Source organism: Cellulomonas sp. P4_H12, assembly GCF_056400905.1.
The window spans coordinates 1-10,875 of sequence record NZ_JBFUKJ010000052.1; the positions used below are offsets into that span (position 1 = coordinate 1).

Below are 10,875 nucleotides of genomic sequence, written 5' to 3' on the forward strand. Positions count from 1 at the left end.
GTCCATGCCGTCGCAGACGCCCGCGCCACCGGCCCGCACGGTCGTGCTCGGCCWGCCGGGCGCGCAGCGGCTCGGKGTCGGCGAACAGCGTCGGGCCGGTGTCGACGGGCCCGCGCGCCGCCTGCAGCTCGTCCACGCGGTCGGCCAGCTGCGAGGCGACGTCCGCCGCGCGCGAGAGCTCGCGGCCGAGCGCCAGCGCGGATCGCCAGAGCCGCCGCCCGAGCAGGAACGCGCCGGCGAGGGTGGCGAGGACCAGGAGCGTCCAGACCGAGAACCAGAGCACGTCAGCCCACCTCTCCATAGGCCCGCAGCGCCGCACGCGCGGCCGCCGCGACCTCCTGCGCGACCCGGGCGGGCCGGACCTCGATCACGTCGTCGGCCACCTGCAGGACCAGGTGCCGCAGCCACGCGTGCTGCACCACCCGGACGTCGACCTCGAACGAGCCGTCCTCGAGGTTGCGGACGGCGTCGACGGGAGTCGTCTCGGCCACCCACCGCGCCTGGCTGGTGAGGTGCAGCGTCACCAGCTCCCCCTCCGCGCTCGGCGAGAAGACGTCCGCACCGGCACGGACCTGGTGATCGACGCTCGGCGTGTCGAGGACCCTCGCGCTGAGCACCCGGTCCACCCGGAACAACCGCTCGCCGTCGACCAGCAGGCACCAGGCGAGCAGGTAGGAGCGCTCGTCGTCGGTGACCAGGCGGATGGGGTCGACGTCGCGCTCGGTCGTCACGTCGGACGCGTTCACGTACCGCAGGTGCAGCCGGCGCCCGTGCCGCAGCGCGGTCGCGACCGCCGCGGCGACCTCGGGAGCCGCGTCGACGGCGAGCTGCACGTCGACCGCCGCGGCCGCGTCGCCGGTGGCCGCGCTCAGCTTGGCCAGGGCCGACCGCAGCACGGCGGCGCGCTCGGGCTCCAGCGCGTCCCCGAGCGCCGCGTCGATCGCGCGCAGTGCGGCGACGAGCACGACCGCCTCGCGCGCGCCGAGCCGCAGCGGTCGGGTCATCCCCCGGGACTCCGTGAGCCGGACCACGCCCTGCTCGTAGGAGGCGGCGTCGAAGTCGATGAGGTCGTGCGGGTAGTACCCCGGCGTTCCCGTGACCCAGAGCGTGTCGATGTCGTCCATCACCTGCCGGGTGCTCACGCCGAACTGCGACGCGATCGCCTCGACCGAGACGTCGTCGTGGCGGTCCAGGTACGTGATCATCCCCAGCAGGCGCAGGAGCCTGTCGCTGGCGCGCTCAGCCATCGGTGGGCACCTCCTGGTCGAGCGTGGCCGCGGTGCGCAGCAGGTGCAGCACCGAGGCGCGTAGCCCCGCGGGGGCGAGCACGACGACGGCGTCGCCGTAGCCGACCAGCTCCTCCGCGAGCTCCCACTCGGCACGGAACGGCACGTGCACGACGTCGCGACCGGGAACCTCCGGCACGTCGGCCGGCGCCGGGACCGCGCGCGCCCGGGCCGCGCTCGCTCGCTCGGGGAGGATGGCCAGGGTCGCAATGCGCTCCGGCCCGCTCCCCCAGCTCTGCAGCGCGTCGGCCAGCTCCTGCGCCGTCGGCGCCGTGAACGACCCCGGCTCGCCCACCGTGCGGACCGCACCCTCGAGCCGGCTCAGCCGGAAGGAGCGGCTGGCTCCGCGGTCGCGGTCGCGGCCCACGAGGACCCAGCCGCCACGGCGGGCCAGCAGCTTCCACGGCTCGACGGTGCGCTCGCGCACCTCGCCCGTGGTCGCGGCCCGGTACGTGAACCGGACGGCCTGGCGCGCCTGCACGGCGTCGACCAGCGGCCCGAACGCCCCGCCGCCCGCCCGGACGCGCGGCGCGAGCCCAGCCACCAGGTCCGTGGACTCGGGCGCGTCGCCGACGGCCCGGAGCTTGGTCAGGGCGCGCGTGGTGTCCGCGCGGACGGACTGGTCCTGCCACACCTGCGCCGCCATGGCGAGCACCCCGAGCTCCGCCGCCGTGAGGTCCAGGGGCGGGAGCGCGTAGGCGTCGAGGTCGACCCGGTAGCCGATGTCGTCGCCGTGGCCGGCGTCGGTGACCGTGAGGATCGGGACGCCGAGGTCACGCAGCGTGTCCTTGTCGCGCTCGAACATCCGCTCGAAGGCCTCGTCGGACGGCGCCTCCTGATACCCGGCGACGCTCGTGCGCACCTGCTCCTTGGTCATCCGCCCGGCGGTGTTGACCAGGGCGATGACGAGGTTGAGCAGGCGTTCGGCGGGGGCGATCTGGGCAGCCATCGGTGACCACCGTAGTGGCCGGTAGCGTGGGCGCGTGATCACGTGGCGTGCGGGTGTCGTGGTGTCGCTCGGGTCCACGTGGCCCGGCGCGGCCGAGGTCACGGTCGAGCTCGAGGCTCCCGTGGGCACCGCGACCGCCGGGGACACGATCCGTGCCCTGGCGTTCCCCGCGCTCGTCGGCAGCCCGGAGATCGGCGACCGCGTGCTGCTCAACGTCTCGGCGCTGGCCCGCGGGCTGGGCACCGGCGGCTATGCGCTGGTCATCGCGCTGCCGGACCGCCCGCCCGTCGACCCGCCCGACGGGCCCGGGCACCTGGTCAAGGCCCGCTACACCCCGCTGCAGGCGATGGTGCTCGGCGTCGACGACCAGGAGTCGCCCCACCACGACCTCCTGCGGGACGCCGACGACCTCGACGCACTGCCCGTCGTGGTCGCCGATCTGCACTCGGCGCTCCCCGCGATCGTGGCGGGAGCGCGCTCCGCCGCGTCGCTCGCCGGCCGCAGGCCGCCGACCGTCGCCTACGTGATGACCGACGGCGGGGCGCTCCCCGCGTGGTTCTCGCGAACGATCGCGGGACTGCGCTCCGCGGGCTGGATCGCCGCCTGCATCACCACCGGGCAGGCGTTCGGCGGGGACCTCGAGGCCGTCACCGTGCACACGGGGCTGCTCGCCGCGCGGCACGTGGTCGGCGCCGACCTCGTGGTGGTCGCGCAGGGTCCGGGCAACCTCGGCACGGGGACGCGCTGGGGCTTCTCCGGCGTCGCGGCCGGCGAGGCCATCAACGCGGCCGGCGTGCTCGGCGGTCGCCCGGTCGCCTCGCTGCGGGTGTCCGGGGCCGACGCGCGCGAGCGGCACCTGGGCGTGTCCCATCACTCGCTCACCGCCTACGGGCGCGTCGCGCTCGCCGCCGCGGACGTCGTGGTCCCGGTGCTCGAGGGCGACCTCGGGCGGCGCGTCCGCGACCAGGCGGCCCCGCTCGGTGCCCGGCATCGGCTGGTCGAGGTGGACGCGGGCGGCCCGCTGCTCGCCGCGCTCGCGGACACGCCCGTGCGGCTCTCGACCATGGGCCGCGGCCTGCACGAGGACCCCGCGGCGTTCCTCGCCGCCGCAGCGGCCGGGGTGCACGCCGCTGCTCTCTGGTCGTCCGGGCTCTAGTCGTCCCGCGGCGTCGTCGTGTGCAGGGCGACGAGAGTGGCCAGGCGGCGCGCCTCGGCGTCGGCGAACGGACCGTCCGCGCGCTGGATCGCCATGACCGCGAGGGTGTCGCCGTCGGCGAGGTCGAGCTGGACCCACGGCCGGCCGGACCCGAACCGCACCGACACCACCTCGGCCCACTCGAGCCGGCGCGTGAAGACGAGGTTCCGGACCGTCAGCCCGTCGTCGTCGGCGCGTGCGACGACCGAGGCCTGCCGCACGAGGAACAGGGCGATGAGGCCGCCGACGATCGCGAAGCCGAGCCGGTCGCCCGCCGTGAGGACGGACAGGGCCAGCATGATCGCGATGGTGAGCGCGACCACGACGACCGCCATGACGAGCGTGACGACCCGGGCGAGGCGGGGTCGGAACGGTGCCGTGAGGTCGGCCAACGCGGTGCCGCTCAGAGTCGGCACGCGTGGATCGACGTCACGAGGATCGCACGCGCACCGATGTCGTACAGGGAGTCCATCACCCGGTTGGTCTGGTCGCGACGGACCATGGCCCGCACTGCCGCCCAGTCGCGGTTGTGCAGCGGCGACACCGTCGGCGACTCGAGCCCCGGTGTGATCGCCACGGCCCGGTCGACCAGGTCGAGCGGCACGTCGTAGTCCATGAGCACGTACTCGCGGGCGGTGAGCACGCCCTGCAGCCGTCGCGTCAGCACGTCGAGCCCGGCGGGCTCCTCGCCGTCCGCACGTCGCACGAGCACGGCCTCCGACCGCAGGATCGGCTCCGCGAAGATCTCCAGCCCGGCCGCGCGCAGCGTGGTGCCCGTCTCGACCACGTCCGCGATCACGTCGGCGACGCCGAGCTTGATCGCCGACTCGACCGCGCCGTCCAGGCGCACGACGCCCGCCGGCTCGATGCCGAGCGAGCGCAGGTACGACCGGACGAGCACGGGGTAGGACGTGGCGACGCGGCGGTCGCCGACCTGCTTGACGTCGGTCCACTCCCCCGCGGTCCCGGCGAACCGGAAGGTGGAGCGGGCGAAACCCAGGGGCAGGTGCTCGACCGCAGAGGACTCCGAGTCGAGCATCAGGTCGCGGCCGGTGATGCCGACGTCGACCGTGCCTGCACCGACGTACACCGCGATGTCGCGCGGGCGCAGGAAGAAGAACTCGACGTCGTTGTCCGGGTCGGGCAGCACGAGCTCGCGGGAGTCGCGCCGCTGGCGGTACCCGGCCTCCTTGAGCATCTCGACGGCGGGCTCGGACAGGGACCCCTTGTTCGGGACGGCGATCCTCAGCACGGTCGTTCTCCTCAGAGGTGGGTGTAGACGTCGGCGAGCGTGAGCCCGCGGGCGATCATCAGCACCTGCAGGTGGTAGAGGAGCTGCGAGATCTCCTCGGCCGTCCGCTCGTCGGACTCGTGCTCGGCGGCCATCCAGACCTCGGCGGCCTCCTCGACGACCTTCTTGCCGATGCCGTGCACGCCGGTGTCCAGCTCCGCGACGGTGCCGGAGCCCGCCGGGCGGGTCTCCGCCTTCTCCGAGAGCTCGGCAAACAGGGTGTCGAAGGTCTTCACGCGGGCACTCTAGACGGGACCGGGCGCAGGGCGCGCAGGGCGACCACGGTCGCGACGGCAGCCTCGGCGGCCTCGGCACCCTTGTCCTCGTGCGACCCCTCGAGGCCGGCGCGGTCGAGCGCCTGCTCCTCGTTGTCGCAGGTGAGCACGCCGAACCCGACGGGCACGCCCGTGCGGATGCCGACGTCCGTGAGGCCGAGGGTCGCGCCCTGGCACACGTACTCGAAGTGCGGCGTGCCGCCCCGGATGACGACCCCGAGGGCCACGACGGCGTCGGCACCGCCCGCGGCAGCGACCTGCGCCGCGACCGGGAGCTCGAACGTGCCCGGGACGCGGACGACGGTGACGTCCTCGACGTGGGCCGCCGCCAGCGCACGCTGCGCGCCGGCGAGCAGGCCGTCCATCACGACGGTGTGCCAGCTCGCCGCGACGACGACGACCTTCAGGCCCGTGCCGTCGACGGAAAGGGTGGGTGCTCCAGCACCGCTCATGCCAGGTCCTCCAGGTTCTCGAACGCGTGGTCGTCGTGGTCGGCGCCCGGCGTGGCCGGCGTCGCGTGCACGGGCGAGACCGGGATCGGGTCGCGCTCCGTTCCGGGCGGCAGGTGGAGCAGGTGCCCCATGGACGTCGCCTTGGTGCGCAGGTAGGCCTCGTTCTGCGGCGTGCGGCCGACCTCGAGGCTGCGGATCTCGGCGACGTCGATCCCGTGCGCCCGCAGCCCCGCCACCTTGGCCGGGTTGTTGGTGAGCAGGGTGATGCGCTGCACGCCGAGGTCCGTGAGGATCGCCGCCGCGGCGCCGTACTCGCGCCGGTCGGCCGGCCAGCCGAGGTCCAGGTTGGCCTCGACGGTGTCCCGGCCCTCATCCTGCAGCGCGTAGGCCGCCACCTTGGCGAGCAGGCCGATCCCCCGACCCTCGTGCCCGCGCAGGTAGACCACGGCGCCGCCCTGCTCAGACGCGAGCTCCAGGGCCGCGTCCAGCTGGGGGCCGCAGTCGCAGCGCGCGGAGCCGAACGCGTCCCCGGTCAGGCACTCGGAGTGCACGCGGACCACCGGGTGCTCGGCCAGCCCACCCGTGGGCACCAGCGCGACGTGCTCGGCGCCGGTGCGCAGGTCGCGGTAGCCGTGGATGCGGAAGTCGCCGTGCTTGGTGGGCAGGTACGCCGTGTGCGTGGCGTGCACCCGCTCGCGCGGCGGGGCCGCCACGGCGACCTCCGCGGTGACGTCGTCGCCGTGCTCGGTGCGCCAGGCCACGATGTCCTCGATGGTCAGCAGGACCAGGCCCTCGGCCTCCGCCAGCGCGGACGCGACCGGCAGCCGCGTCATCGTGCCGTCGTCGTTGACCAGCTCGCCGATCGCGCCGACGGGCTCGAGACCGGCGAGCCGGCACAGGTCGACCGCGGCCTCGGTGTGGCCGGCGCGGTGCAGGACCCCGCCGGGCACGGCCCGCAGGGGCAGCACGTGCCCCGGCCGGATGAGGTCCTCGCGGCCCGACGCCGGGTCCGCCAGGACCCGCAGCGTGCGCGCGCGGTCCGCCGCCGAGATGCCGGTGGTGACGCCCGTCGCCGCGTCGACCGTCACGGTGTAGGCGGTCCGCCGCGGGTCCTGGCTGTGCGGGACCATGAGCGGCAGGTCGAGCGCGTCGGCGCGCGACGCCGGCATGGGCGCGCACAGGTAGCCGGACGAGTGCCGGATCATCCACGCCACCCACTCGGGCGTCGCGGACTGCGCGGCGATGATCACGTCCGCCTCGTTCTCGCGGTCGGGCGAGTCGGCCACCAGAACCGGCCGGCCCGCCCGCAGCGCCTCGAGCGCGTCCTCGACCGTGCCCAGGCGGACACCCGCGGGGGCGGTCATCGCAGCACCCCCGCCGCCGAGAGCAGCCGTTCGGTGTACTTGGCCAGCACGTCGACCTCCAGGTTGACCCGAGCGCCGGGCGCGAGCGTGCCGAGGGTCGTCGCCTCGAGCGTGGTGGGGATGAGCGAGACGCCGAACGACTCGTCGGTGACGTGGGTGACCGTGAGCGAGATGCCCGAGACCGCGATCGACCCCTTCTCGGCGACGTAGCGCGCGAGCTCGGGGGCCAGCCCGATCTCGACGTCGTCCCAGCGGGGTCCGGGGTTCCGGCTCAGGATCGTGCCGACGCCGTCGACGTGCCCCTGCACCACGTGCCCGCCGTACCGGCCGCCCACGCCCAGCGCCCGCTCGAGGTTGACCGGGCTCGACACCCCGACGTCCTCCAGGGCGCTGCGCCGCAGGGTCTCGGGCATCACGTCGGCGAAGAACGTGCCGTCGCCGGGCAGCTCGGTCACCGTGAGGCAGACCCCGGACACGCTGATCGAGTCGCCCAGGTGGGCGTCGGACACGACGAGCGGGCCGCGGACGCGCAGGCGGGCGTCGGAACCGTCCGGTCCGTGCTCGATGGCCTCGACGGTGCCGATCTCCTCGACGATTCCGGTGAACATCAGTGCTCCTCCGTGCTGGTGTGCGGGTCGACGGTCGCGACGACAAGGACGTCGGGGCCGAGCGGGATGACGGAACGGGTGGTGAGGCGGACGGCGTCGCCGATGCTGGCGACGCCGAGCTCGGCCATCGCGGACGGACCGGAGCCGAGCAGGACGGGGGCGACGTAGGCGTGCACCTCGTCGACGAGCCCGGCCCGCACGAACGCGGCGGCGAGCGTGGGGCCGCCCTCGACGAGCAGGTGCCGGACCTCTCGCTCGGCGAGCGCCGCGACGACGTCGGCGGGATCGTGCGTACGGACCTGCAGGAGCTCGCCGCCCGGTCCGCGCAGGCGGGCACCGGCCGGGACGTCGCGGTGGCCCACGACCACGCGCAGGGGCTGGTGCCCGTGCAGCTCGCCGGCGGCGTTCCGTGCGGTCAGCGACGGGTCGTCGACGAGCGCGGTGCCCGTGCCCACGGCGATGGCGTCGACCTCGGCACGCAGGTCGTGCGCGTGGTGCCGCGACAGCTCGGACGTGATCCACCGGCTGGAGCCGTCCGCGGCGGCGATGCGCCCGTCGAGCGACGTGGCGAGCTTCAGGGTGACGAACGGGCGGCCTCGCTCGACGGACGGCAGCCACGCACCCAGGAGCGCCCGCCCCTCGTCGGCCAGCAGCCCGGTCTCGACCTCGACGCCCGCCGAGCGCAGCCGCTCGGCGCCGCCCGCCGCCACCGGGTTGGGGTCCGCGACCGACACGACCACGCGCGCCACGCCAGCGGCGAGGAGCGCCTCGGAGCAGGGACCGGTGCGGCCGGTGTGGTTGCAGGGCTCGAGCGTCACGACGGCCGTGGCGCCCCGCGTGGAGGCTCCGCGCGCGGCGGCGTCCGCCAGCGCGGCGACCTCGGCGTGGGGCGTGCCTGCCCCGCGGTGCCAGCCCTCGCCGACGAGCTCGCCGGACGGGCTCAGCAGCACGGCGCCCACGCGCGGGTTGGGGCCGTTGGCCGGTCCGCGCCGAGCGAGCTCGAGGGCACGCCGCATGGCGTCGGTCTCGGAGGGTGCGCGCACGCCGGCCTCGGTGCTGGTCATGCGTCACCTCCGGGCGCGGACGCTCCGGGGTGAGGGCGGCAGGAGGTGTCCCGCAGCCACGGCGCGCAGGGCGCCGCCACGTGATCCTCCCATCCGGACTTTCACCGTCGGTCCTGGAGTTCCACCAGGTCAACCACCCGATCCTTGCGGACCGAGCGGGTCGCGGACTGTCACCGCCGGCTCGGAATTACACCGACCCCGGAGCACGTGTATGTGTGTTCGTAGTGCGCCAACGATCATGCCACACGGGACATTCCCGCCGGTCAGGCGTCCGCGTCCGCCAGCGCTCGCAGGGCCGCGATCTCGGCCGCGACGTCGGGCGCGCCGTAGACCGCGGAGCCCGCGACGAACACGTTCGCGCCGGCCGCGGCGATCCTGCCGATGGTGTCGCGCGCGACCCCGCCGTCGACCTGGATCCAGGTGGCCGCGCCGGATGCGTCCAGCGCGGCACGCGCGCGCCGGATCTTGGGGAGCATGCCCTCGATGAACGACTGGCCGCCGAAGCCCGGCTCGACCGTCATCACGAGCAGCATGTCGAACTCGGGCAGGAGGTCGAGCAGCGGCTCGACGGGCGAGGCCGGCCGCAGGGCGATCCCGGCGCGCACGCCGCGGGACCGCAGCTCGCGGGCCAGCCGGACCGGCGCCTGCGTCGCCTCGGCATGGAAAGTCACGGACGCCGCGCCGGCCGCGGCGTACTCCGGGGCCCAGCGGTCGGCGTCCTCGATCATCAGGTGCACGTCCAGCGGCACCGGCGAGACCTCGGCGATCCGCTTCACCACGGGCAGGCYGAGCGTCAGGTTCGGCACGAAGTGGTTGTCCATGACGTCGACGTGCACGAAGTCGGCGGAGGCGATCGCCTGGAGGTCACGCTCGAGGTTGGCGAAGTCGGCGGACAGGATGCTCGGGTTGATCAGCGCAGGCACCCGGCCAGCGTAGAGGCCTCAGCTGGTCCGACGCAGGAGCGTCAGGTGCATCGCGTCGGTGCCGTGCACGTGCGGCCACAGCTGGACGTCGGTCCGGTCGTCGTCCAGGTCGACGTACCCGCCCGGCGCGATGTGGCGCACGACGTCGCGGGCGTCCACCGACTCCGCGACGATGCCCGCGCGGCCCGCGGCCTTCACGGCGTCCTTGACCACCAGCTGCGTCTCGACGAGGTGCGGCGAGCACGTCACGTAGGCGACGACGCCGCCCGGGCGCACCGCCCGCAGCGCGGAGACCAGCAGGTCACGCTGCAGGGCGCTGAGTCCGGCCAGGTCCGCGGGCGTCCGCCGCCAGCGCGCCTCCGGCCGACGACGCAACGCGCCGAGGCCGGTGCACGGCGCGTCCACCATCACCCGGTCGTACGCGCCCGGCTCGTCGGCGCCGACCGTCCGCCCGTCGCCCGTCCGCACTTCCTCGACGGCGTCGGCGGGCACCGCGCGCAGCGCCTGCTCCACGAGCCGCGTGCGGTGCGGCTGGACCTCGTTGGCGACGATCCGCGCGCCGCGCYCCCCCGCGACGGCGGCGAGCAGCGCCGCCTTGCCGCCGGGGCCCGCGCACAGGTCGAGCCAGCGCTCGTCGGGGCCGTCGAGCGGTGCCTCGGTCAGGGCCAGCGCGACCAGCTGGCTGCCCTCGTCCTGCACGCCAACGCGACCGTCGCGGACGCTGTCCAGCGCCGCCGGGTCGCCGCCGGTGAGGATGACCGCGGTCGGGGTCAGGGCACCGGACAGACCCGCGCCCTCGGTCTCTTCGAGCACGTCCTCCTGGTCGGCCAGGCCGGGTCGCGCGACGAGGGTCACCCGGGGCGCCAGGTTGTCCGCCGCGAGCAGCGCGCCGATCTCGTCGGCGGACCGCCCGTTGCCGACGAGGGCCTCACGCAGAGCGCGGACCACCCACAGCGGGTGGCTCTGCGCGACGGCGAGCCGCGCCAGCTCGTCGTCGCCGGTGGCGTCGGCGATCCGCTGCTCCCAGGCCTCCGGCGACTCGCGCCCGACCGCCCGCAGGACGGCGTTGACGAACTGCGACGGCCCGGTGCCCAGCTGCTCGCGGGCGAGGCCGACCGTCTCGGAGACCGCGGCGTGGGCAGGGACGCGCATGCCGAGCAGCTGGTGCACGCCGAGCCGCAGGACGTCGAGGGCCGGGGCGTCGATGGTGTCGACCGCGCGGGAGGACGCCTGGGCGATGATCGCGTCGTACCGGCCCTGCAGCCGGAGCGTGCCGTAGGCCAGCTCGGTCGCGAACGCGGCGTCGCGGCCGGTGATCCGGCGCTCCCGCAGCAGCGGCGGGAGGACGAGGTTCGCGTACGAGTCGGTGCCCGCGACGGCGCGCAGCACGTCGTACGCGGCCGTGCGGGCCGGGTCGCTGCCCCGGCGGCGCTGCGACGGCGCCGCGGCCGAGCGCTGCGTCCGGCCC

The 10,875-nt window shown here is 75.2% G+C and carries 13 protein-coding genes and 1 riboswitch; of the genes, 1 reads left to right on the forward strand and 12 read right to left on the reverse strand.

The genetic code is table 11. The features are described 5' to 3' along the window. The 3 genes from AC1DQC_RS19280 to AC1DQC_RS19290 all read right to left on the reverse strand — a co-directional run. On the reverse strand, positions 1-283 hold a 283-nt coding region (locus tag AC1DQC_RS19280; RefSeq protein ID WP_477052847.1), incomplete at its 3' end, for a hypothetical protein. A 1-nt stretch (position 284) separates the two neighbouring features. After that, positions 285-1,247 (reverse strand): helix-turn-helix transcriptional regulator, encoded by a 963-nt coding sequence (locus AC1DQC_RS19285; protein ID WP_477052848.1) that lies wholly within the window; start codon positions 1,245-1,247, stop codon positions 285-287. After that, positions 1,240-2,235 (reverse strand): helix-turn-helix transcriptional regulator, encoded by a 996-nt coding sequence (locus tag AC1DQC_RS19290; RefSeq protein WP_477052849.1) that lies wholly within the window; start codon positions 2,233-2,235, stop codon positions 1,240-1,242. The genes AC1DQC_RS19285 and AC1DQC_RS19290 overlap by 8 nt, the downstream gene beginning before the upstream one ends. A 34-nt stretch (positions 2,236-2,269) precedes the next feature. Here AC1DQC_RS19290 and AC1DQC_RS19295 point away from each other — a divergent pair, with 34 nt between their 5' ends. After that, the gene (locus AC1DQC_RS19295) at positions 2,270-3,391 is read left to right on the forward strand and encodes a DUF3866 family protein (RefSeq protein WP_477052850.1); all 1,122 of its coding nucleotides are present in this window, start codon (positions 2,270-2,272) and stop codon (positions 3,389-3,391) included. Here the strand turns inward: AC1DQC_RS19295 and AC1DQC_RS19300 are convergent. The 9 genes from AC1DQC_RS19300 to AC1DQC_RS19340 all read right to left on the reverse strand — a co-directional run. Continuing rightward, complete coding sequence (locus tag AC1DQC_RS19300) at positions 3,388-3,846, reverse strand: PH domain-containing protein (protein ID WP_477052851.1); 459 nt, start codon at positions 3,844-3,846, stop codon at positions 3,388-3,390. The genes AC1DQC_RS19295 and AC1DQC_RS19300 overlap by 4 nt on opposite strands. After that, entirely contained in the window at positions 3,834-4,682 is an 849-nt protein-coding gene (hisG, locus tag AC1DQC_RS19305) for an ATP phosphoribosyltransferase (RefSeq protein ID WP_477052852.1), read from the reverse strand. The genes AC1DQC_RS19300 and hisG overlap by 13 nt, the downstream gene beginning before the upstream one ends. Before the next feature lie 11 nt (positions 4,683-4,693). Further along, positions 4,694-4,957 carry a phosphoribosyl-ATP diphosphatase gene (locus AC1DQC_RS19310; RefSeq protein ID WP_477052853.1) on the reverse strand — a complete coding sequence of 88 codons (264 nt, stop codon included), beginning with the start codon at positions 4,955-4,957 and terminating at the stop codon, positions 4,694-4,696. After that, a complete protein-coding gene (ribH, locus tag AC1DQC_RS19315) occupies positions 4,954-5,448 on the reverse strand; it encodes a 6,7-dimethyl-8-ribityllumazine synthase (RefSeq protein ID WP_477052854.1) in 495 nt (164 codons plus the stop codon). The genes AC1DQC_RS19310 and ribH overlap by 4 nt, the downstream gene beginning before the upstream one ends. Then, positions 5,445-6,812 carry a 3,4-dihydroxy-2-butanone-4-phosphate synthase gene (gene ribB, locus AC1DQC_RS19320; protein WP_477052855.1) on the reverse strand — a complete coding sequence of 456 codons (1,368 nt, stop codon included), beginning with the start codon at positions 6,810-6,812 and terminating at the stop codon, positions 5,445-5,447. The genes ribH and ribB overlap by 4 nt, the downstream gene beginning before the upstream one ends. Next, positions 6,809-7,420 (reverse strand): riboflavin synthase, encoded by a 612-nt coding sequence (locus AC1DQC_RS19325; protein ID WP_477052856.1) that lies wholly within the window; start codon positions 7,418-7,420, stop codon positions 6,809-6,811. Before AC1DQC_RS19325 ends, ribB begins: the two co-directional genes overlap by 4 nt. Continuing rightward, positions 7,420-8,484 carry a bifunctional diaminohydroxyphosphoribosylaminopyrimidine deaminase/5-amino-6-(5-phosphoribosylamino)uracil reductase RibD gene (gene ribD, locus AC1DQC_RS19330; protein ID WP_477052857.1) on the reverse strand — a complete coding sequence of 355 codons (1,065 nt, stop codon included), beginning with the start codon at positions 8,482-8,484 and terminating at the stop codon, positions 7,420-7,422. Before ribD ends, AC1DQC_RS19325 begins: the two co-directional genes overlap by 1 nt. 77 nt (positions 8,485-8,561) lie before the next feature. Continuing rightward, positions 8,562-8,694, reverse strand: a riboswitch (FMN riboswitch). 53 nt (positions 8,695-8,747) lie between these two features. Further along, positions 8,748-9,407, reverse strand: a complete 660-nt coding sequence (rpe, locus tag AC1DQC_RS19335) for a ribulose-phosphate 3-epimerase (protein ID WP_477052858.1) — start codon at positions 9,405-9,407, stop codon at positions 8,748-8,750. 18 nt (positions 9,408-9,425) lie between these two features. Then, positions 9,426-10,875: RsmB/NOP family class I SAM-dependent RNA methyltransferase (locus tag AC1DQC_RS19340; protein ID WP_477052859.1), on the reverse strand; the 1,450-nt coding region annotated here is incomplete at its 5' end.

Excerpts from the sequence above, each read along its gene's own strand:
- AC1DQC_RS19285 (WP_477052848.1), bottom strand. The coding sequence starts at position 1,247 with ATGGCTGAGCGCGCCAGCGACAGGCTCCTGCGCCTGCTGGGGATGATC.
- AC1DQC_RS19290 (WP_477052849.1), bottom strand. The coding sequence starts at position 2,235 with ATGGCTGCCCAGATCGCCCCCGCCGAACGCCTGCTCAACCTCGTCATC.
- ribH (WP_477052854.1), bottom strand. The coding sequence starts at position 5,448 with ATGAGCGGTGCTGGAGCACCCACCCTTTCCGTCGACGGCACGGGCCTG.
- ribB (WP_477052855.1), bottom strand. The coding sequence starts at position 6,812 with ATGACCGCCCCCGCGGGTGTCCGCCTGGGCACGGTCGAGGACGCGCTC.
- AC1DQC_RS19325 (WP_477052856.1), bottom strand. The coding sequence starts at position 7,420 with ATGTTCACCGGAATCGTCGAGGAGATCGGCACCGTCGAGGCCATCGAG.
- ribD (WP_477052857.1), bottom strand. The coding sequence starts at position 8,484 with ATGACCAGCACCGAGGCCGGCGTGCGCGCACCCTCCGAGACCGACGCC.